This window comes from Exiguobacterium sp. AT1b, from assembly GCF_000023045.1.
In the GTDB taxonomy this organism is placed as follows: domain Bacteria; phylum Bacillota; class Bacilli; order Exiguobacteriales; family Exiguobacteriaceae; genus Exiguobacterium.
In genome coordinates, this window is sequence record NC_012673.1 from 2,135,890 (window position 1) to 2,157,500 (window position 21,611).

The window sequence follows — 21,611 nt, forward strand, 5'->3', positions numbered from 1 at the left end:
TGAGAAAGCGCTTACTCCGAGCATACAATATGGGTGTAGAGCACAAACCGGTTAGCTACACTACACATTCAACCTTTCACATTTAAACGACTGGAGGTTTTATACATGGCGAATACGCAAGCGAGCTCGGGCGGGGTCCGAGTCAAAGTTCAACGATTCGGTAGTTTCCTCAGTGGGATGGTCATGCCAAACATCGGTGCCTTCATTGCCTGGGGGATTATCACAGCACTCTTCATTCCGACAGGATGGTGGCCAAACGAAAACTTAGCAGAACTCGTTGGTCCAACGATCACATATCTCTTACCATTACTCATCGGTTTCACTGGTGGTAAATTACTTCACGACGTACGAGGCGGTGTCGTCGGGGCACTCGCCACGATGGGGGTCATCGTCGGAACAGATATTCCGATGTTCCTCGGTGCGATGATCATGGGTCCACTCGGTGGTTATGTCATCCGCCAAGTCGATCGTGCCCTTGAAGGCAAAGTTAAAGCAGGATTTGAAATGCTCGTCAACAACTTCTCAGTGGGAATCATCGGTGGACTTCTCATGCTTGGAGGATTTGAAATCTTTGGTCCGATCATGAGTGCCCTCGATAAAGTGATGGCGGCAGGTGTTGACTGGATCGTCGGCGCGAAATTGCTTCCGGTCGCAAGTCTGTTCATCGAACCGGCAAAAGTTCTCTTCTTGAACAACGCCATCAACCACGGGATCTTGAGTCCGCTTGGTGTCGATCAAGTCGCAGACGCTGGAAAGTCCGTTCTCTTCTTACTTGAAGCAAACCCAGGACCAGGTCTTGGATTACTTCTCGCCTATATGTTCTTCGCCAAAGGTGCAGCGAAACGTACGGCACCGGGTGCAGCCATCATTCACTTCCTTGGTGGGATTCACGAGATTTACTTCCCGTACGTATTGATGAAGCCGGTCTTGATCCTTGCGATGATCGCAGGGGGCGCAACAGGGATCTTCACGTTCGTACTCTTTGATGTCGGTCTCGTCGCACCTGCTTCACCAGGTAGTATCTTTGCCATTCTTGCGATGGCATCACGCGGTTCATATCTTGGACTCGTGGCAGGGATTCTCTTGTCAGCAGCGGTCACGTTCGCTGTGGCGAGTGTCATCTTGAAATCGAGCGCAGCAGAGGAAGTATCACTCGAAGAAGCGACACAAAACGTGAGTGCGATGAAAGGCAAACAGTCTTACGCATCGGCTCTCGTGACAGATCGTCTTGATAAAGTCGACCACATCATCTTCGCTTGTGACGCTGGAATGGGATCGAGTGCCATGGGAGCATCAGTTCTCCGGAACAAGGTCAACAAAGCGAATTTGCCGATCAAAGTGACGAACACGTCCATCAGCAACTTGCCGAAAGATGCTCAGTTCGTCATCACACACGAAGATTTGACGGAGCGTGCGGAAGCGCAAGCACCGAATGCGATTCATCGTTCGGTCACGAACTTCTTGAACGCCGATTACTACGACCAATTGGTAGAAGAAATTAAAGCGGAACGCAGCAAAATTTCTTGAACTCAGAACAGATAGAGATACGGTTTAGCCATTAGGAGGAAATCAAAATGCCATTCATTCAAACAGAGATGATTCGACTTAACCAAACATTCGCAACGACAGAGGAAGCGATCACAGCAGCCGGAGCCGTCCTACAAGACGCCGGCTGTGTGACGCCGGAGTATGTAGAAGCGATGCATGAACGTCAAGCGATCGCCAACGTCTATATCGGAAATTACGTCGCCATTCCACACGGTACAGAAGCAGCGAAATCAGCGGTTCAGAAGACGGGGATCTCGTTCCTGCAAGTACCAGACGGGGTCGACTTTGGGGGTCAAACGGCCAAACTCGTCATCGGAATTGCAGGCGTGAATGATGAACATTTAGAGCTCCTATCGCAAATCGCGATTCTATGCTCAGACGAAAGCAATGTGGAGCGTCTTGTTCAGGCGAAAACGAAGGAAGAAATCTTGGCGCTCTTTATGGAAGAGGTGGCGTAAATGAAAGCTGTTCACTTTGGGGCAGGGAACATCGGACGAGGCTTTATCGGATTATTGCTCAACCAAAGCGGTTACGAGGTGACGTTTGTCGACATCAATGACACGGTCATCGAAGCGCTTGAGGTAAAACGTCATTATGAGGTCGGGTTCGCAGAAGACGGCGTCGATCGTATCGTCGTCGACCGTGTTCGCGGTGTCAATAGTTTGAAAGAACCGGCTCGTGTCGTGGACTTGATTGCAGAAGCAGATCTCGTGACGACGGCTGTCGGACCGTCACTTCTCTCAAAAGTGGCACCGTTGATCAGCGAAGGACTTCGTGCTCGTGAAGTCGAGGATGCACCGGTCTATGTCATCGCATGTGAGAACATGATTGGTGGGAGTGCAATTCTTCGTCAAGAAGTAGAGGCGTGTGGCGGTGTCGGGGAGGCGAATGTCTTCTTCCCGAACGCGGCTGTCGACCGCATCGTCCCGCTACAACAACATGAGGATCCACTTTACGTGGAAGTCGAGACGTTCCATGAATGGGTCATCGAGACACAAGGGCTCAACGAACAACCACCGATTCAAGGCGTGACGTGGGTCGAGGAGATCGGACCGTATATCGAACGGAAATTATTCACGGTCAATACAGGACACGCCATCGCCTCTTATATCGGCTCGTTGTTCGGGAAGGCGACGATTGACGAGGCGCTGAAGGATCGTCGCGTGCGTCAAGTCGTCCAAGGAGCATTATATGAGACAGGTTGGTTATTGCTTGAGAAATACGGATTCGAGGCGAAAGAGCATAGCCAATACATTCAAAAAATCATCAAACGCTTTGAAAATCCGAAATTGAAGGATGAAGTGTCGCGTGTGGCCCGTTCACCGATTCGTAAACTTGGACCGAGCGACCGTCTCGTCAAGCCGGCACGTGAATTGATGGATAACGGCATCGAGCCGAACGAACTCGCTTACGGGATTGCAGCAGCCCTTCATTACTACAACCCGGAGGATTCGGAATCGTCGGAGCTGAACTTGTCGATCGAAGAACACGGCATCTCGTCAACGATTGAAAAATACCTTCATCTTCATGAAGGGGACACGTTGACTCAGTTGATTCTCGATCAATATCATTTGATTCGGGAAGAAGAAAAAGAACGTGTGTCTTAATCAAAAATCGCTTCTGTCACCTGACAGAAGCGATTTTTTAGTGTTTCCCGAATTCGAGATAGGTCGTTGTTTGTTTTACGTGAAGTGGAACGTCTGTCTCGGCTAATGGACGACTAAAATAATACCCTTGAACAAAATCGCATGACTCTTTTAGAAGCCATTCCAATTGTGCGGACGTTTCCACGCCTTCCATGAGAACTTTCATACCAAGGTTGTGACCGAGTTGAATCATCGAGCGGACGATGGCCTCTTGATTGCGGTCGGTGAACAGGTTTTCGATAAACGTTCGATCGATTTTCAGCACTTGTACGGGAAGTTCCCGAAGTTGGCTGAACGAAGAATAGCCAGTCCCAAAATCATCGAGAGAAATGAGGATCCCGAGCTGATGCAACTGTGTCAATTTTTCACGGGTTGAGGCTTCATATGAAAGCATCGAGGACTCGGTCACTTCCAATTCGAGATACATCGGGTCCATCCCCGTCTCCAAAAGAATGGATTGTAGCGTATCAACAAAATCTTCGCGCGCAAATTGGAGCGGGGAGACGTTAAGGGATAATGTAAAGGGACGTATCCCAGTCCGTTGCCAACGTACCCAAGTGCGACAGCCTTCCCGAATGACCCAATGACCAATCGAATGAATTAACCCCGTGTTTTCTGCAATCGGGATGAAGTCAGACGGCGCAATCTTTCCGATTTGTGGATGTTGCCAGCGAAGTAATGCTTCCACGCCTTCCAATCGATTTCGCTTCAAATCGATTTTCGGTTGATAGACAAGCGTCAATTCGTCATTACTTAGTGCGGTGACGAGCGCTTTTTCTATCTCCATATTGCGCAAGAGTTGAGGTCGCGATGATTCTTCGAATAATTTGATGTTATTCTCGCCATCCTGTCTGGATTCATCAGCGGCAAGACGAGAAAACTGAATAAGTTCTTCGGAAGAAGCACTGTCCTTAGGGAAATGACTGATTCCCGCACTCATTGTCAATTCAAGAGTCGTGCCATCCACGTCGAAGCTGGATGAAATTGCCTTAATACATTTTTCAGCCTTTTGATGAGCGAGCGAACTTCGTTGCGCAAAGAGTAAGATGACAAACTCGGATGGTCCGATTCGTGTCAACACATCGTCTGGGTGAATCGTATGTTTGAGGCGGTCAGCGACTTGAATGATCAACTCATCTGCTCCGTGATGCCCGAGAATGTCACTTAGGAAACGCCAGCGGTTTACGTCGATATATAAACAGGCGACCGAACGTTCTTGTGAGATACATTCCTTCAAGAGGGCATCCAGTTTATGCCGATTTGGTAAATCCGTCAATGCATCGTGAAAAGCCATATGTTCAATCAGACGCTGAGAGGCGACTGCTTCGGTCACATCTCGGATAAACCAGAGTACTTGATTGTTCGAACCATCTTGAAGTGGGTAAGACGTCACTTCTAACGTACGATGATTCGTGTCAATTTGTACCGGCTGATAGAACGGCTGTTGAGCCGACAGCAAAGGATGATAATCCTGAAAAAAAGGTTCTGTCGCATGCCCTTCGAATAAGTGAGCAAACGCCTGATTTTGATATTGGATTTCACCATCGCTTGTCGTCGTCACCACAGCATCCGTCGTCGATTCTAAAATCGTCGTTTGGAAGAGGTCACGTTTTTGGATTTGTCGTTCTAACGTATACGCAATAAAGTACATCCCAAACAAGAGAAACACGATGCTTGTGACGAGCCATGCGAGTAGGGTCGGATCAATCGGAACCTGCTTCGCAGCTGAAGCATCAGGGATGATAGTCGTTGCCCGCATCCCTGCAAGGTGCATACTGAAAATAGCCGTCCCCATCAGAAGAGAGAACATCAGTTTCACGGGCACGGGTGTCCGTTCCGTAGAATAGGATGAAAAGAAACCAACCCATAAGGCTAGGAAGGAAGCGCCCCATGCGATGCCGATGGATACCAATACCCACGAGGGATCAAAGTCCAATTGAACACTCTGGATGGCTGCCATCCCAATGTAATGCATGCTGACAATTCCAAATCCCATCAAGCCGGAAGACTGAAGTAAGATCATCCATGTCGTCTTGTGGGAAATCAAACCGAACGATAAGATGCACCCGGCAATCGCCGGAATCATCGATCCGATAATGAGCCAAATCGAATAGGTGCTCTCATGTAAGGACGCATGACCGAGCATGGCAACAAAATGCATGGACCAGATGCCAAGACCTAGCGTGGTACCGCCAAATAAAATCCAGATGCGATGGGACGTTGTCACATCTCCTGTGACCCGCTTCGCTAATTCGAGTGCCATCAAGGCTGAAACACTGGCAATGAGGAAAGCGAGCATCATCAAAAATCCATTGTGACTCGTTGTATGAGTGCTAATCTGTTCCATAATGTCGATACCTCACAGGGTTTTTAATGTAGAGTTCACTTCATTATATGCGGAACTCTCAAAATTACATAATAAAAAATTCAAATGCTCTTCTTCCTATCAAATAACGGGTACTACATTGCTGAAGGGGTGCTGATTATGTATAAAAACAAATACATCAACTTTTTCTTATTGGTCTCATTCGGCTATTCATGGTTCATATGGGGAAGCTTGTACTGGTGGACCGATTTGCCAATCATGGCCATCGTTATTTTAGGGGCATTTGGTCCAAGCATTGCAGGGTTTCTCACGATGTATCGACTCCGGGGCGGCGTAGGGGTGACACATCTTCTTCGGAAAAGCATTCAGTTCCAGATGAGTTGGAAGGCGTATGCGATTCCCTTTTTGTTGGTGCCGTTCTTATTTCTCGTGGCGTATTGGTGGACTGATCGAAGCGGTGCCCTACTCGTTCGCGAACCGTGGTGGATTGTCCCATACTTCTTCTATATGCTAATTCTCGGTGGGACGTTGCAGGAAGAGTATGGATGGCGCGGGTATTTGCTGGACGCCTTACAATCAAGACTCTCTCCACTTCTAGCCAGCTTGTCACTCGGAGTCATTTGGGCGATGTGGCATATTCCTCTTTTCTTCATGGCTGGAACAGGACAGGCGAATTTGTCATTTTGGGCGTATGGGTTAGCCGTGATGGCATATACGATCCTCATGACTTGGGTATACAACGGGTCGTCGCGCAATTTATGGTCGGCCTTTCTCATGCATATGATGTTTAATGTCATGCTCGTGATGGTCGGGTTTGAAGCGGAAAGTGGTTATCCAATCGGATTTATTCATTTGACAATCACATTATGGACCGCCGCGATTTTAGTCATTTGGAAAACGTACGGTAAATTGAATTATGAGCCGCTCGAAGAAATGATTCCCTCGTACCCGAGTGTTACGCAACGAATTCGTGAGGGTAAAGAGTAAAACAAAAAAGAAAAGGGAGTGGCCGTCTTGAATTTTCGCGCACTCGAACAATCAGACGTGAAATCCTTGCAGCGCTTATTTATGGAGAGTTTGAGTGACTTGATTCGACGAGAACGGTTTGAAGATGCCGATTTGCTCGATGAAGAAGTGGCGCGTCTGAACACGACGATTCAAGATCATTTCGATGATGACACCGTTGAACTGTACGTTGTAGAAGAAGACGGAATCCTTGTCGGAGCAGGGGCATTATTGCCTCCGAATGACATCATCTCAGGAAACATACAAATTGAGCGTGGTGCGATCGAGCTAGGGAGTGTCTATGTGTCACCTCGGATGCAGCGGCGAGGTGTCGGACAATTCCTGTTAGAGGAGATGATGCGTGAAATTTCGGCTCGAGGGAAGGAGTTCTTTTATTTAGATGCCGGATTCCCGAGCGCACAAGCCTATTGGCAGAAACGGTTGGGTGAGCCGTCTCATATCCTCGAACATTATTGGGGACCTGGGGCATCCCATATGATTTGGCGAGTCCATATCAAAAAAGGAACTTAGCTGAGTGCTAAGTTCCTTTTTTTAGTAATAAGATCGCATGAATTGATGAATGCCGGATGCTGTTGCTTCAGCCATTCGTTGGCGATATGTCGTATTCGTCAAGTAAGAACGGTCGCTTGAATTACTGATGAATCCGTATTCGACAAGGGTAGAAGGCGAGACGTTTCGTCCAACCACGTAAACGTTCTGATATTTGACCCCACGGTTTTGAATCGTAGAAATCCGTGAAGCAATCTCTTTGTTGATACTTGAGCCGAGACTACGGCTGGCGGACACGTAAGGGTTTGTCGTATAACTTTCTGACGTCGGGACGAGTACCTCGTGTCCATGTGCCGTGTTATAAACGGAAGAGTTCGCATGAAGACTGACGAACACATCCCCTTTATAAGACTTGTTGAGTGACACACGCTGTTCAAGAGAGAGGTATGTATCGTTTGAGCGAGTCAATTTAACGTTGTAGTCATAGGTGCTCGATAAGATGCCAGCTAGACGTTTCGCGATATCAAGCGCGATCACTTTCTCATAAACAGAGCCATAGACAGCGCCAGGGTCGTTTCCACCATGTCCTGCGTCGATGACGACCGTTTTACCGGTTCCGTTGGTATCCGTTGGTGTCGTAACAGTCGTAGGTTTCAAGTACTCGGATGCTACATACCCGGTTTTGCCGTTGTATGTGACTTTATACCACGAGTCATAACGGCTGACATATTTGACGACTGATCCAGCTGGAATGACGGTCAAGACATCGCTCCATGAAGCGGCGCTAAGACGCATATTCAAGTTTACGGTCGTTTCATAATAAGAAGACGGGGTTACGGGAGCTGTCGTCGCCGTTAAGTAGTCAGAAGAAACGTAACCGGTTTTCCCATTATAGGTGACCTTATACCATGATCCGTAACGGCTCACGTATTTGACAGTCGCACCCGATGGAATCGTCGTGACGACGGAACTCCATGAAGCGGCGCTGAGACGCAGGTTCAGGTTGGCAGTCGTCTTATAGTAGTCCGAAGGTGGGACTGGGGCACTCGTAGGTGTTAAATAAGCAGAAGCGACATAGCCCGTCTTTCCATTGAACGTCACTTTGTACCATGACCCATAACGACTGACATACTTCACGGTCGCGTCGGCAGGGATCACGGTGACCACATCACTCCATGAAGCAGCGGTGAGGCGCATATTTAATCGGTCTGTTGTCTTATAGTAAGCAGAAGTGTTTGAGACCGAAACATATTGAGAAGCGACATAGCCTGTTTTGCCTCCATAACTGACCTTGTACCACGAACCGTATGTACTAATATACGTGACTCTTGAGCCAGATGGGATGGTCAAGAGGACAGGGCTCCAAGTGGCTGCGCTGAGGCGAAGATTTAAGTTGGCGGTAGTGGTATAGATCGAGGCGGCTTCGGCGACAGTCGATTGAATACCAGATGAATCCAATTGGAACGGGACGACTACTGCCCCGGATATTGCAAGTGAAGAACTAAGTAACAGCTTTAAACTCCATGACGGTTTTGTTTCATTCAATGTTCAAACTCCTTTACTCATTAAACTGGTGACAAGGGCGGTGTATGAGAGTGCATCTAGGTTGTCCCTGTTTATTATATAAGTAAAAAGGAAAAAATGGAGGGAAATATATAATTCATTTACCTTTTTTATTAAATAAAAAAGACGCACGAGGCGTCTTGAGCAAATCAGTTTATACGATGCGTGGCATATCATCAACAAGTAGTTTAACTGGTTCATCTACTTTAACAATGCGTGGCATGTCGTCGACGAATAATTTTGCAGGTTCATTTACTTTAACAATGCGCGGCATGTCATCAACGAAAAGCTTAATTGGTTCATTCACTTTAACGATACGAGGCATATCGTCAACATGTAATTTGATAGGCTCATTTATTTTGACGATGCGAGGCATATCGTCTACTAGTGGTCTAACAGAACTTCCTAAAAGTAAAACTGCTGTTGCGATAAATAGTACTCCTGTTACTTTTTTCATCAATAAAACCTCCATTAAACAATTATTTTATGTTTTTAAAGCAGAAAATCCTGATTATTCATCGGCTTTCAAAGAATCGAACAGCTGATATAATGTTTCAGATTGCTGATAAACCCGTGTCTCCATATCTCCTGAATAAGCATTCGGCGTGTCGGCAGGGAAAATGACTACCTTTCCAGATTCATTTTTTAAAGCAGTCGCTAGAATTGAAACATTGACTTGTTGACTCAATAACGTACTACAAAGATAATGTGATATCTTATCAGGTTCCGTGAGTAAATTTGGTCTCCAACAAACTGAAGTTTCTGGGAGGATATACAAGATATGGCCTTCTTCAAGTAATGTGATGCATTGATTCGTTACAAAGTCAGGATCTTGTTCAACATTAATATATTCATAATCTAGCAACTGTTTTTCATAAATTGTTTTTGTACTTCGTTTTAAAATTGAAAGAGAAAGTTCAGGTCCTAAAATGTATAACTTTTTGAATGAGTGAATGTGTTTTACAGACCTGGCAATCAATCGAGGCAACGATTGATAGTAATCAATTTGAAAAGCGTTTACAATAAAACCTCTAGGAGAACATAACAACTGGGTTAGATGTTCTAACCCTGAAAAGTTATCATGATCTTCAGGAGTGTACATTGTATTTACGGTTGAAACTTGCTTTGACTTAAAATAAATTTTAGGCTTAATGTAGTCTTCGGCAAGTAAGAAACTTAGTTTTCCCATTTGTCATTTTCACCTCCATAGTGATGATTGAAATGAAATATGCGATTTAGTAAAAATTGACTAGGTAATTTGTAGAAACTGTTTTTACTAGTTCAATATTATCATGTCATCTTTGTAAAAAGGTGATGATTCGGTTGGGAAACTTTCTGCTAAAAGTGCTCTATTAGACGGGTTTTTTGAGATGAATTTCCTGAACATATGACAAAAAGACTAATTTATTTTAAAAAAAACGACTATTTTAGTTCGAAGGGGCTACTGCTTGATATGGAATATAATTTTGGAAACTTAATCAAAGTGGAACGCATGCGAAAAAATATGAAGCAGTCTGTGCTTGCTAGAGGGATTTGTTCGATTTCATATTTAAGTAAAATTGAAAATAACCAAACAACACCTAGTGATGAAGTATTGGAATTAATTTTTGAACGGCTAGAACTAGATGTTCCACTTTATTATGATTTTAGTGAAAAAATAGATCAAACGAGGAAAGAAATTCGTGACACTTTAAAGGAAGCGTTATTATCAAGACAAGAGGAAAAATACTTTAAACGAATTGAAAAATTCAAAACGAATCCTGTTGTTTTACAGTCAAAAGAGTTGTATGTCACATTGTTGATCACTTTGGCGAGATTTGGAATCACACCAGGTGGAAATGTCCAATATTTAATCGAAGTCGGCTGGATTAAAGATCAGTTATCGAATGATGATCGTATACGTTATGATTTGATACAGTGTATTTATATGTTCTTATATCAATCTGCTGATCGTGAAACAACTGTTAACCTATTAGAAAAAGTAGGGAAGGACATGGCAAATTCGGGTCTTCCGGACTGGGAAAAAGCAGATATGCGATATGTGATGGGCGCACTTTATCACCGATTTACGGATTATTCGCAAGCGATTGATTACGTAAAACCGGCACTCGAGTATTTCCAAGAGAATTTTTGTCTTGAACGAATCATCGAATCACACATGATTATCGGTTTGTCATTTAAACGACGCAAACGATACACCACAGCGTTAGAACATTACGAAAAAGCAGCTAAAGTAGCGGATAAGGCAAACTTAAATGATTACTATGGAATGCTTTACAATAACATGGGAGATATCTATTTTTTAATTGGTGATCAAGAAAAAGCACAAAAATACTTTCTTGATAGTTTTAATGTTAAAGAAGGTGCAAAAAGTAAACTCTATAGTGTGATGTCTTTACTCGAGGTAAATGTTGCTCAAAATGACATCGACGGTATTATGAAGTGGTTAACAGTTGGTTATGAATTAAAAGGTAACAAAGAGAACTTAATTGAGTTTGATTTCCACTTCGATATCTATGTAAACAAGTATAAGAAACTTGATCAAAATGAGCTGATTCATAGCCTCAAAAAAGCAGTAGATTATTTTGAAGCCTACGATGAATATTACACACATAAATACGCATTATGGCTGTCTAGGGAATTACGTAGTTCAGGTAAATACAAACTTGCTACAGAATACTATGAAAAAACAATCTCAATGATGTCACGTTGGGAGTGAATGAAAAGAACTCGAGATAAGTAATGATACTTAAATCGAGTTCTTTTCTATGGTGTTGTGAAATAATGCACAGTCCACACTTGTTCTTGGATGAGGCGTTCGTCTTCTATATGACCGTTAAGGACCTGCTGTAATAGGTGAATCAAGTGTTTTTGAAGATTCGCATCATGAGAGCCACTATGCAAAATTTCCTCTTCGCTCGCAATAATGTAAAATCCACCAAGTCGTAATGGCACGTGCTTCCGAATCAAAGCAGCGGCAGATTGAAACTTCGCTTGCTCCCCCATGTGAGGTACGTCAATCTCAAAACGTCCCCATTGATTAAAATCTCCAATCTCTGAAAAAGGCGGGTCACGATGATCCAATGGCAAGTCCTCCGATCCTAGCAATCTCTTTATATTCAGTATATCTTGTTTTCGACTTAAAACGTGCAAAAATAAATGGATAGGGTAACCTACATCTACGAAAATGAATCGGTTTCTTTCCTTTCTATATATTGTAAAAGGATTCCTTCCAAATTAGGCAAAAAAGAGTCAAAAATAACACGGTCGACATGACCGTGTTATTGCATGATGTGCTCTTTTGAGGTTGGCAGTTCACAGATGAATGTACTGCCCTCTCCATATACCGATTCGACATGGAGTTGACCCTCATGGGCTTTGGCAATTTCTTTACAAATTGCGAGACCGAGACCGGTACCTCCGATTTTTCGACGGTCCGAATTATCGACCCGGTAGAATTTCCCGAAGAGGTGAGGGAGCGAGGCACTCGGTATTCCCATACCATGGTCTCTCACTTTCATCACGACCTCTTCATCTACGCGTTCGAGCGATACAAGGATATTCCCGCCATCTGGCGAATATTTGATTGCGTTACTTAATAGGTTGCCGAGTAATTGACGCATTCCTTCTAAGTCCGCATCAATAATGAAATCTTGTTCGGTATCGGCGTCGATGAACAGCTCATGTCGGTCCGTCGTTTCCTGATAAAATGCGACACTGTCTGTGACGAGCTGATATAAGTCGACCGGTTCCCACTCGAACGCTTGCTTTCCAGACTCCATCTTTTGAAGATCTAAGAAATCGTTGACGAGATAGGAAAGGCGTTTCGCTTCATCGTGAATCGTCTTCAAATACAGTTCACGACGACTTTCCTTCAAATCACGTGACAGCATCAGTTCAGTAAATCCGTAAATCGAGGACAATGGTGTCCGTAATTCATGTGAGACGGTCGAGACGAGTTCGGATTTCATCCGATCAATCTCCGTTTCGGCCGTGACGTCACGTAAGACGAGCATCGTTCCACGGAGTTTGCGGTCCCGATAGACGCTTTCGGCATAAAGTTGAATGAAGCAATCGCCTTGGTCGATTGAAATCGTGAGCCCATCCTCTGGCGGGTCTTGCGTGAAGACGCGTTCGAAGTATCGGACAAACTGTTCATGCTGATCGACGCGTTCTGCTAATTGCTCGATATCGATATCGATGGCAGAGAGTTCTTCGTATCCCTTGTAGTCAAAGTGTAAATCATCAAACATGCGAATGAAGGCGCGATTCCCGACGACGGTATCGTCCTCATAGTTCACATACAGAATAGCTTCCCGTACAGAGTTAATGAGTTGCGCTGTTTCTTTTCGATCCTGCTGCATCTGACGATAAAGCTGCATGCGAAGAAGAGAGATGGCAAGTTGACCAGCAAACGCGTTCAACTCCGATTTTTCACTGGCGTCGTACTGTTCGTCGTAACGCGCCAAGTAAAGACAGCCAATCAGACTATTATCCGATGGGTCCATGATGGGAATGACCGTCTCATAGATATAATATGGATACGTGTGTAACGCATCGACGACCCGCTTAGAAGTGGCGGCCGGTAACTTTGAAATCATGACTCGTTTAAGCAAAAGGGAGTCTTTCTTTAGACTTTCCTGCTGATCTTCGGTCATCTCTTTCGGTACGACAGACGTGATTTCTCCGTCTTTTGTGAGTAAAAGGGCACCGAACTCAGATTTTGTAAGCAACACAATCTTTTCAATGACAGAAGAGTAATCGAATAAGGATTCTTTCGAGGCCAATACTTCAATCAACTCATTGCGATATTGAAGATTGATTTCATTTAATTTTGATTCGTTCAACACGGTTTCGAGCTTTTCTTTCTTCGCTTTCAGTCTGCTGTTCTGGTCGGCCATCCGTTTGATGAGCGGGCGTCCGATCAATAAAATGGCACTGATGAACATGACCAATCCAATCATCCAAATCCATCGGAGGGCAGTGAGTTCGAGAGTGGAGACATTCCCATCTCGAACGAACCAGGCCCCAATCAAGGTTAAAACCAGACTGAATCCACAGACACTATATAAAATACTGAGTATTTGACGACTGTTCAATTGTTCAATCCACTTGCTGATCATTCGTTCTACTTCCTTCCTTGAACATAAAAAACGAGGTGTCATCTCTTCCTTGCCCTGAATTCTATGAGACCGGGAAAGGGAAATGAAACAATTTGCTTATTCAACGTGCATTAAAATAAATTCACATAATGCGATTTACCCAAAATATATGAAATGTACACGTGTCAACCTGCTTTGCGTTGACATTGTCTGATGAAGTGATTATTTTGAAGTTAAGATAAAAAGGAGCGTGAGTCTATGTTATCGATTGAACCGTCTGCTTTGACTGAACGAGACACATATAAGTTTTTGATTGGCAGCATTGTGCCAAGACCGATTGCGTTTGTCACAACACAAAATGGGGATGTGATTAACGCCGCCCCGTTTAGCTATTTTAATGTAGTCGCATCCAACCCTCCGCTCGTCTCCGTCTCAGTTCAACGAAAAGATGGCGTCATGAAAGACACGGCGCGTAACGCACTCCGTACGAATGAACTAGTGATTCATGTCGTAGATGAAACGAACGTCATCAACGTGAACGAGACGGCCGCCAACCTTGCGGCAGATGAGAGTGAGCTGTCTCGTACAGACTTTACGCTTCAACCGAGTGATGTGATTTCGACGCCAGGAGTCAAGGAGGCAAAGGTTCGATTTGAATGTGTGCTCCATCATCACTTGCCGATCGAACATGACGGAAAAACGACTGCCGATTTATTGATTGCGCGAATTGTCCGTTTCCATATTGACCGAGAGTTATATACTCAAGGACGCATCGATGCTAAACGGCTTGCGCCTGTCAGTCGGATGGCCGGCAATAGTTATGCGACCCTTGGGGAACTATTTGACGTGAAGCGTCCAGAGTAATCGATAAACGTGCCCGTTTTTTCTAAAGAACGGACACGTTTTTTGGGTAAAGAAATAGGAAGCGCATTTGGGTGCGGTATTTCTTTCTTTCCGACACTCGCTTGTGTCACAATAAAGTCAGAACATTCTAACTTTCAGTCATCCTAGATCAGAGAAAAAGGGGAGTCCGTCATGTACCGTCCAACTGTCCAATCGATTATTACTGCTATTGAAACCGTGATTGTCGGAAAAGAAGAAGTTATCGCAAAAAGTCTCACTGCCTTGCTAGCAGGTGGGCATGTGCTGCTTGAAGACGTACCAGGAGTCGGAAAGACAATGCTCGTCCGTACGTTCAGCCGAGCGATTGACTTAGATTTTAAGCGCATCCAATTCACACCGGACATGCTACCGTCCGACTTGACCGGGATTTCGATGTACAACCAAAAAACGAGGGAATTTGAATATCGACCAGGTCCGCTCATGGGTAACATCATTTTAGCGGATGAAATTAACCGGACCTCACCGAAAACGCAATCAGCTCTTCTTGAGGCGATGGCTGAGAGAAGTGTAACAGTGGACGGGGAATTGAAAGTGTTACCCTCACCTTTCTTCGTCATGGCGACACAAAACCCGATTGAGCATGAAGGGACGTATCCATTGCCGGAAGCACAGTTGGATCGCTTCTTACTTAAAATCGAGATGGGCTATCCGACATTCAATGAAGAGATTGCATTATTGTCGCGGTTTGAAAAAGAAGAGCCGCTCGAGGCGCTTCAGAGCGTGATCACAAAGCAAGAAGTCGAACTCATGCAACGTGAAGTGAGAGACGTGCATGTGTCGAGTGCGGTCAAACAGTACATTGTGCGATTGGTGCATGAGTCTCGAAAAGATCCGCATACGTATTTAGGCGGGAGTCCGCGGGCCACACTTGCATTGATGAAAGCGGCTCAGTCGTGGGCGTATATCCATAATCGCGATTTCGTCTTGCCGGATGATGTGAAGGCGATGGCGACGAGTGTGCTTGGACATCGCGTCCTTTTGACAGCAGAAGCGCGGTACAAAGGAAAATCACCGAATCAGTTGATTCAAGAGTGGTTGGATACGTTGCCTGTCCCGATGGATCGTGAGGTCAATGAAGTATGAAAAACTGGATGAAGCTGTTCGTTGTATGGGCGGCGGCATTCGGATTGTATGCATTTGCCCGCATCGAAGGCAGTATCGTCGCCTCAACATTATGGTGGTCGTTCGTCGTGTTGACCGTCTACTGGACGCTCTTTATGATTTATCCGGTCACGGCGGCAAACGTGTTGCGCCGTGTGACGACGAAGCGACTTGTTTCTGGACAAACGATGGACGTCGAGTTACGAATTGAACGGAAGTACCCTTTCTTGATTGGGATGGTCACGTTAGAGGAGCGATTGCCACAACGTTTGACGGATGAAGACAAGACGATTGTCGTGCCGGTGGACCGTTTTTTCCGGCAGGCTGAAGTCGTCCATTATGAGGTCGGGGCGATCAAGCGTGGGATTCATGTCTTTGACCGCACCGTGCTCCATGTACGTGATGTGTTCGGTTTGTTCGACCGGAAGCGGACGTTGCGACTCGAAACGGTCGTCGAGGTGTCGCCTGCCGAATTGCCGTTTGATTTACCTCGAGACGAACATGTCGGAGGTCGTGGGGAACAATATCGTCAAATGCGGACGTATACCGAAGTGGCCAATACGACCAGCGGAGTTCGAGAGTATGCGGCAGGGGACCGAATCGGACGGATTGATTGGAAGGCATCCGCACGTCGAGGGAACTTGATGACCAAAACGTTTGACCAGGAACAAGAGAAGAAGCTCTCGCTCGTATTCGTGCCTGCCGTCTCTGCCGGGTATGAAGAGGCATTTGAACGTTCCCTGTCCTTACTTGTTGGAGCGATTCGTCAGTTAGAACGAAAAAATCTGCCGTTTGAGCTCTACGTCATTGAAGAGCAGGTGCGACTGTTCCATCTTCCCGACCAGAGTGCGGAAGTCGGCCATTACTTATTGACCGCCACGCCAGAAGCCGAGGGGCGTCTCGTCGAACGAGTGAAGCAAAATCTGCCTCAACAAACTGGAGATTTGATTTTGATCAGTCCGTTTGAAACGACGTCCATTCGAGAGTTGATGCATGAGACACAAGGTAGCTATCATCTCTACACGGCAGTAAATGAGGTGACGGTATGAAGACATGGGTAATCCGAATCGTCTATACGGCGCTTGCCGCCTATTTGTTGTCGTTCTGGATTGAGCCGATTGTTGGAAGTACGACGTTCGATGTGACGTGGCCGTTTTACTTCCTGCTCATCGTGCCGATGTTTGCCAGTATTCTGCCTTGGGCAGCTTTTCTTGGGATCTCGATTCTTAATTTCCTCATCGTCTTGTATGCCTATCACGGCAGTATTTTGGACTGGTTTGGTCTATGGATGGAAGATTTGATGGGTGTCATGAGCGGTGAGCTGCCGAATGAAGCGATTTTCTTCTCTGCCATGGCGCTGATCGGCTTACTGTTTGCTGTGCTCGTCGGACGAACGTATCCAAGTTATAGTTTTGCCCTTGGGATGATTGTGTCGACTCTCGGCATCATGGCCTATTTTGATACGTGGACGTTGTATGACGGGGAAGGCAATATCCTGTATGCCATCGTCACATCGCTCCTCTTACTATTTGTCACCGATTTGGCAAAACGACCGAGTCAATCGCTCGTCCGATTCGTCAGTATCGGACTACTCCTCAGTGTCGTCGTGGCTCTCGCAAGTGCTTCACCTACGCTTGAAGGCGATTGGTCTGACCGTATCACTACGAGTTTTCGGAATGCGACGACGGAAGGTGATGGGAGTGGCCCGGGTCGAGTTGGGTATGGAGTGAACGACGAATCGCTAGGTGGTCCGTTCGAACAGGATGACGGCATCGTCTTCATCGCTCGCGGCGTACCGGCACGCTATTGGCGTATCGAATCCAAGGCGATTTATACAGGGAAAGGTTGGGTTGAGGCACCGGTCCTTGACTCGAACTACAATCGTGGTCAGTTGGTGGACTCGGAAGTGGATACGACACCGGAACAGGCGTTATTACGTTTTGAGCGCCGACAACCGTTCGTTCCTTATGGTGGAGAATATCCGCAAGCCATCGAAACGGAGTCCGGTACCGAATTTCGAGTTGGTGACATCGAGCGGGCGTTCCCGAACGAGACGATTACGATGCAACCGTCCGGAAAGATTGTATTTGAAAATGAGGAACAATCGACTCCGCGGACGATCCAACTTCGTTATAGTGTCCCGGCTTTCTCTGAAGAACAGCTTGCATTAAATGAAGAAATCACGTCGCTCACGGAAGAAGAGCAACAGGTCTATTTACAGTTACCGGAATCGTTGCCAGAGCGTGTACGAGATTTAGCCGCTGACATTACGGCGGAGAGTGAGACACCGAACGAGAAGGCGGAAGCGGTAGAAGCGTATTTCCGAAATGGAGAATTTCAATACGATACCGAAAATGTGGCACAACCGGAGGGGGATACGGATTATGTTGACCAGTTCCTGTTCGACACACAAATCGGGTATTGCGATAACTTCTCGACGTCAGCTGCCGTGTTGTTGCGTGCGAACGGCATACCGACGCGTTGGGTAAAAGGGTTTACGATGGGTGACACACGAGGGGTCGTTCAAGGTGAAGAAGAACATACGATTCGAAATCGTCACGCCCACTCGTGGGTCGAGTATTTCATTGAAGGCGCGGGCTGGGTCCCGTTAGAAGCGACCATCAGTTTCTCGGACGCCAACTTACTGCAGATGGAACGAGAGACGGATACGGAAGACACGACACCGGCTGCGAACGATCCCCAAGCAAATCAGGACAACGATACGCAAAACCGTCCGCAAGAAGATTTGTTGATCGATGACGTGACGACAGGTGATGTTCAAGAGGAGGCACGCAACATGCCCGTATGGGGATGGATTGTCATTCTCTTCCTCGTGGCGGTCCTCGTTTGGAACCGTAAAATCATCGAGCGTCAAATCATGTATGTCTGGTGGATGAGTCGTCCGCTCACGGATGGGCGCCTCGTCTCGATGCACCGCTATTTGATGAAACGACTGCGTGCGAACGGATTCAAAATTGATGGACGTACGCCTTCGGAACTCGCCAAAGAGGTCGACGCCTACTATGAAACGAATGATATGACCCGTCTGACGGCTTTGTTTGAGCAAGCTGTTTACGCGGAACAAGAGCCGAATTCAAAATATAAAGAATATTGGAAAATCATGATTCGTCGAATTATGAGTTGAAGTGACGGGATGCATCAAGTAAGATAGACGCATTAGTTAGATAATTGAACATGGCATTCCTTCGTATATACTCGTGAATTGGCGCGAGAGTCTCTACCGGACCACCGTAAATGGACCGACTATGAAGGAGCACGTTTCGTATACAAAGAAAAGGGCGTGCTTCTTCTTCGGTTTGGGTTAATCTGGGGGAGAGGCGCGTCCTTTTTTGAGGAGAAGGCAGAAAGGTGGAGATTTCGTGAAAGTAGAACAAGAAATGATTTTGGTGCTTGATTTTGGTGGTCAGTATAACCAGTTGATCACACGTCGTGTCCGTGACCTTGGCGTATACAGCGAGTTGCATTCACATAAGATGACGGCAGCGGAGATTCGCGAATTGAACCCGATCGGCATCATCTTCTCGGGTGGACCGAACAGCGTATACGCGGAAGGCGCATATCGTTGTGATCCAGAGATCTTTGAACTGGGTATTCCAATCTTCGGGATCTGCTACGGGATGCAACTCATGACGCATCATTTCGGTGGTCGTGTCGAACGTGCCGCTCATCGTGAATACGGAAAAGCGACATTGTTCTCAACGCCGGAAGCATCAGCGATTTATAACGGGCTTCCAGTCGAACATACAGTATGGATGAGCCACGGTGACCTCGTCATGGAAGCACCGGAAGGATTTATCGTCGATGGAACGAACCCGTCTTGCCCGGTCGCTTCAATCAAAAACGATGAGTTGAAAATGTACGGTGTCCAATACCATCCAGAGGTTCGTCACTCGGAGTACGGAAACGACATCTTAAAAAACTTCATCTATGAAGTATGTGGTGCGAAAGGCGAATGGTCGATGGAAAACTTTATCGACCTCGAAGTGGAGAAAATCCGTGAAATCGTTGGCGATAAGCAAGTTCTTTGTGCGCTTTCGGGCGGTGTCGACTCTTCTGTCGTGGCCGCACTCGTTCATCGCGCAATCGGTGACCAGTTGACGTGTATGTTTGTCGACCATGGTCTCCTTCGTAAAGGGGAAGCGGATAGCGTCATGAAGACGTTCGCAGACGGATTCAACATGAAGGTCATCAAAATCGATGCACAAGAACGTTTCTTGACGAAGTTGGCTGGTGTCTCGGACCCTGAGCAAAAACGTAAGATTATCGGAAACGAGTTCATCTACGTATTTGATGAAGAAGCATCGAAACTCGTCGATATGGACTTCCTCGCACAGGGGACGCTCTACACAGACATCATCGAGAGTGGGACAGACACAGCGCAAACAATCAAATCACACCATAACGTCGGTGGATTGCCGGAAGATATGAACTTCACGTTGATCGAACCACTCAACACGCTCTTTAAAGACGAGGTCCGTGCACTCGGTACAGAACTCGGTCTTCCTGACTATATCGTTTGGCGCCAACCGTTCCCAGGTCCAGGTCTCGGAATTCGTGTCCTCGGTGAAATCACGGAAGAGAAGTTAGAAATCGTGCGTGAATCTGATGCGATTCTACGTGAAGAAGTGAAGAAAGCTGGACTTGAACGCGACATCTGGCAATACTTCACGGTGCTCACGCCGATTCGCTCGGTCGGAGTCATGGGTGACGAGCGTACGTATGACTATGCTGTCGGTGTCCGTGCGGTCACTTCAATTGATGGCATGACGTCTGATTGGGCACGTATTCCATGGGATGTGCTTGAGAAGATCTCTGTCCGGATTGTAAACGAAGTCAGCCACGTTAACCGTGTGCTGTATGATATTACGTCTAAGCCACCTGCAACAATTGAATGGGAATAAGCTGAACAGAGGGGATATCCCCTCTGTTTTGTCTTAAAACCGAACATTAACGTTTTTTATCGATGTAAAATCCGTGAATTTAGTTGACATTCTATTTTCACGCTGATACGATAAGAACGTTCTTATTATAACCGAACAATTATAAAATATTTTGCCGTATAATGTCGGGGATATGGCCCGAGAGTCTCTACGAAATCACCTTAAATGATTTCACTACGGCGAGACATAGATGAGGGTGTATGCCCTCGTATGTTTCGCGTGGGGTCTTCGGTCATTTGCCGGGGACCTTTTCTCGTTTTACGGCGAGCACAAGGAGGAAAACAAATGAGCACACAGCTCAAGCAAGAACAGCAACAACCATCAACAACGAGTCGGATCGATCGTTACTTCCAACTCACAGCACTCGGTACGAGTGTCCGCACGGAACTGATCGCAGGATTTACAACTTTCCTTGCGATGGCTTACATCCTCTTCGTTAACCCGAACATCCTTGGGGCAGCGGGTATGGATACAGGAGCGGTCTTCGTGGCGACAGGTCTTGTTGCAGTAGTCGGCTCATTGACGATGGGACTTCTCGCGAACTACCCGATTGCGATTGCGCCAGGCATGGGCCTTAACGCGTTCTTCGCATATAGCGTCGTCATCGGGATGGGTATTTCTTGGCAAACGGCTTTGTCAGGTGTACTTGTATCAGGTCTCTTCTTTATCGTATTGACGTTATCAGGAATTCGCGAAACGATTGTTAATGCGATTCCGGCTCCGCTCAAAATGGCGGTTGCTGCAGGGATTGGTTTCTTCATCGCTTTCATCGGTTTGAAAAACGCAGGCATCGTTGTCGCGAATGAAGCAACACTTGTTAGTCTTGGTTCGCTCGGAACGGGCACGACGCTTCTCGCGGTGTTCGGTCTTGTGGTCAGCGCCTTGCTTATGGCGCGCGACATCAAAGGTGGTATTTTCATCGGGATGTTGTTGACGGCGATTGTCG

18 protein-coding genes and 2 riboswitches (1 of these 20 running past the window's edge) are annotated in these 21,611 nt (G+C 46.3%); of the genes, 12 read left to right on the plus strand and 6 right to left on the minus strand.

From position 1 onward, the window contains the following. Positions 1–105: 105 nt before the first annotated feature. Genes EAT1B_RS11205 through EAT1B_RS11215 form a run of 3 tightly spaced genes read left to right on the plus strand, consistent with a single transcriptional unit; the run spans position 106 to position 3,155 of the window. A complete protein-coding gene (locus tag EAT1B_RS11205; RefSeq protein WP_015880683.1) occupies positions 106–1,527 on the plus strand; it encodes a PTS mannitol transporter subunit IICB in 1,422 nt (473 codons plus the stop codon). Between the two features lie 47 nt (positions 1,528–1,574). Beyond that, a complete protein-coding gene (locus EAT1B_RS11210) occupies positions 1,575–2,006 on the plus strand; it encodes a PTS sugar transporter subunit IIA (RefSeq protein WP_015880684.1) in 432 nt (143 codons plus the stop codon). Then, the gene (locus tag EAT1B_RS11215; protein ID WP_015880685.1) at positions 2,007–3,155 is read left to right on the plus strand and encodes a mannitol-1-phosphate 5-dehydrogenase; all 1,149 of its coding nucleotides are present in this window, start codon (positions 2,007–2,009) and stop codon (positions 3,153–3,155) included. It begins immediately after the preceding gene. 37 nt (positions 3,156–3,192) lie between these two features. Here EAT1B_RS11215 and EAT1B_RS11220 read toward each other — a convergent pair whose 3' ends face one another. Further along, positions 3,193–5,541: an EAL domain-containing protein gene (locus EAT1B_RS11220; protein ID WP_015880686.1), complete on the minus strand. Its 2,349-nt coding sequence runs from the start codon at positions 5,539–5,541 to the stop codon at positions 3,193–3,195. A 138-nt stretch (positions 5,542–5,679) separates the two neighbouring features. On the opposite strand from EAT1B_RS11220, the gene EAT1B_RS11225 reads away from it, so the two are divergent. Together EAT1B_RS11225 and EAT1B_RS11230 are read left to right on the plus strand one after the other, a co-directional pair. After that, the gene (locus tag EAT1B_RS11225; RefSeq protein ID WP_158303583.1) at positions 5,680–6,507 is read left to right on the plus strand and encodes a CPBP family intramembrane glutamic endopeptidase; all 828 of its coding nucleotides are present in this window, start codon (positions 5,680–5,682) and stop codon (positions 6,505–6,507) included. 18 nt (positions 6,508–6,525) lie between these two features. Beyond that, a complete protein-coding gene (locus tag EAT1B_RS11230; protein ID WP_371149663.1) occupies positions 6,526–7,056 on the plus strand; it encodes a GNAT family N-acetyltransferase in 531 nt (176 codons plus the stop codon). Between the two features lie 21 nt (positions 7,057–7,077). On the opposite strand, the gene EAT1B_RS11235 is transcribed toward EAT1B_RS11230, so the two are convergent. From EAT1B_RS11235 to EAT1B_RS11245, 3 genes are all read right to left on the minus strand, one after another. After that, a complete protein-coding gene (locus EAT1B_RS11235; protein WP_015880689.1) occupies positions 7,078–8,580 on the minus strand; it encodes an SH3 domain-containing protein in 1,503 nt (500 codons plus the stop codon). 172 nt (positions 8,581–8,752) lie between these two features. Continuing rightward, positions 8,753–9,055, minus strand: a complete 303-nt coding sequence (locus tag EAT1B_RS11240) for a hypothetical protein (RefSeq protein WP_015880690.1) — start codon at positions 9,053–9,055, stop codon at positions 8,753–8,755. 54 nt (positions 9,056–9,109) lie between these two features. Further along, positions 9,110–9,787, minus strand: a complete 678-nt coding sequence (locus EAT1B_RS11245) for a hypothetical protein (RefSeq protein WP_015880691.1) — start codon at positions 9,785–9,787, stop codon at positions 9,110–9,112. 264 nt (positions 9,788–10,051) lie between these two features. On the opposite strand from EAT1B_RS11245, the gene EAT1B_RS11250 reads away from it, so the two are divergent. Next, complete coding sequence (locus tag EAT1B_RS11250) at positions 10,052–11,317, plus strand: tetratricopeptide repeat protein (protein ID WP_015880692.1); 1,266 nt, start codon at positions 10,052–10,054, stop codon at positions 11,315–11,317. Between the two features lie 47 nt (positions 11,318–11,364). On the opposite strand, the gene EAT1B_RS11255 is transcribed toward EAT1B_RS11250, so the two are convergent. Together EAT1B_RS11255 and EAT1B_RS11260 are read right to left on the minus strand one after the other, a co-directional pair. Further along, complete coding sequence (locus EAT1B_RS11255) at positions 11,365–11,682, minus strand: hypothetical protein (protein ID WP_015880693.1); 318 nt, start codon at positions 11,680–11,682, stop codon at positions 11,365–11,367. A 197-nt stretch (positions 11,683–11,879) separates the two neighbouring features. After that, positions 11,880–13,721 carry an ATP-binding protein gene (locus EAT1B_RS11260; RefSeq protein WP_015880694.1) on the minus strand — a complete coding sequence of 614 codons (1,842 nt, stop codon included), beginning with the start codon at positions 13,719–13,721 and terminating at the stop codon, positions 11,880–11,882. A gap of 237 nt (positions 13,722–13,958) precedes the next feature. Between EAT1B_RS11260 and EAT1B_RS11265 the strand changes: the two genes are divergently transcribed. The 6 genes from EAT1B_RS11265 to EAT1B_RS11290 form a co-directional block, all read left to right on the plus strand. Then, positions 13,959–14,564 (plus strand): flavin reductase family protein, encoded by a 606-nt coding sequence (locus EAT1B_RS11265; RefSeq protein ID WP_015880695.1) that lies wholly within the window; start codon positions 13,959–13,961, stop codon positions 14,562–14,564. 171 nt (positions 14,565–14,735) lie between these two features. Beyond that, positions 14,736–15,686, plus strand: a complete 951-nt coding sequence (locus EAT1B_RS11270) for a MoxR family ATPase (protein ID WP_015880696.1) — start codon at positions 14,736–14,738, stop codon at positions 15,684–15,686. Next, positions 15,683–16,753 carry a DUF58 domain-containing protein gene (locus EAT1B_RS11275; protein WP_015880697.1) on the plus strand — a complete coding sequence of 357 codons (1,071 nt, stop codon included), beginning with the start codon at positions 15,683–15,685 and terminating at the stop codon, positions 16,751–16,753. The genes EAT1B_RS11270 and EAT1B_RS11275 overlap by 4 nt, the downstream gene beginning before the upstream one ends. Further along, positions 16,750–18,849, plus strand: a complete 2,100-nt coding sequence (locus tag EAT1B_RS11280) for a transglutaminase domain-containing protein (protein ID WP_015880698.1) — start codon at positions 16,750–16,752, stop codon at positions 18,847–18,849. The genes EAT1B_RS11275 and EAT1B_RS11280 overlap by 4 nt, the downstream gene beginning before the upstream one ends. A 41-nt stretch (positions 18,850–18,890) precedes the next feature. Continuing rightward, positions 18,891–18,991, plus strand: a riboswitch (purine riboswitch). 111 nt (positions 18,992–19,102) lie between these two features. Next, entirely contained in the window at positions 19,103–20,626 is a 1,524-nt protein-coding gene (guaA, locus tag EAT1B_RS11285) for a glutamine-hydrolyzing GMP synthase (protein ID WP_031424658.1), read from the plus strand. Positions 20,627–20,760: 134 nt separating this feature from the next. Next, positions 20,761–20,862: riboswitch (purine riboswitch) on the plus strand. An 88-nt stretch (positions 20,863–20,950) separates the two neighbouring features. Further along, positions 20,951–21,611 carry the beginning of an NCS2 family permease gene (locus EAT1B_RS11290; protein WP_015880700.1) on the plus strand. It continues 701 nt past the right edge of the window, so the window shows 661 of its 1,362 coding nt (coding positions 1–661); its start codon is at positions 20,951–20,953; its stop codon lies beyond the right edge, outside the window.

Bases quoted from the DNA above. Each gene is read 5' to 3' on its own strand.
- EAT1B_RS11265 (WP_015880695.1), top strand. From the start codon at position 13,959: ATGTTATCGATTGAACCGTCTGCTTTGACTGAACGAGACACATATAAG.
- EAT1B_RS11240 (WP_015880690.1), bottom strand. From the start codon at position 9,055: ATGAAAAAAGTAACAGGAGTACTATTTATCGCAACAGCAGTTTTACTT.
- EAT1B_RS11270 (WP_015880696.1), top strand. From the start codon at position 14,736: ATGTACCGTCCAACTGTCCAATCGATTATTACTGCTATTGAAACCGTG.
- EAT1B_RS11210 (WP_015880684.1), top strand. From the start codon at position 1,575: ATGCCATTCATTCAAACAGAGATGATTCGACTTAACCAAACATTCGCA.
- EAT1B_RS11215 (WP_015880685.1), top strand. From the start codon at position 2,007: ATGAAAGCTGTTCACTTTGGGGCAGGGAACATCGGACGAGGCTTTATC.
- EAT1B_RS11250 (WP_015880692.1), top strand. From the start codon at position 10,052: ATGGAATATAATTTTGGAAACTTAATCAAAGTGGAACGCATGCGAAAA.
- EAT1B_RS11245 (WP_015880691.1), bottom strand. From the start codon at position 9,787: ATGGGAAAACTAAGTTTCTTACTTGCCGAAGACTACATTAAGCCTAAA.
- EAT1B_RS11205 (WP_015880683.1), top strand. From the start codon at position 106: ATGGCGAATACGCAAGCGAGCTCGGGCGGGGTCCGAGTCAAAGTTCAA.
- EAT1B_RS11220 (WP_015880686.1), bottom strand. From the start codon at position 5,541: ATGGAACAGATTAGCACTCATACAACGAGTCACAATGGATTTTTGATG.
- guaA (WP_031424658.1), top strand. From the start codon at position 19,103: ATGATTTTGGTGCTTGATTTTGGTGGTCAGTATAACCAGTTGATCACA.
- EAT1B_RS11275 (WP_015880697.1), top strand. From the start codon at position 15,683: ATGAAAAACTGGATGAAGCTGTTCGTTGTATGGGCGGCGGCATTCGGA.
- EAT1B_RS11260 (WP_015880694.1), bottom strand. From the start codon at position 13,721: ATGATCAGCAAGTGGATTGAACAATTGAACAGTCGTCAAATACTCAGT.
- EAT1B_RS11225 (WP_158303583.1), top strand. From the start codon at position 5,680: ATGTATAAAAACAAATACATCAACTTTTTCTTATTGGTCTCATTCGGC.
- EAT1B_RS11280 (WP_015880698.1), top strand. From the start codon at position 16,750: ATGAAGACATGGGTAATCCGAATCGTCTATACGGCGCTTGCCGCCTAT.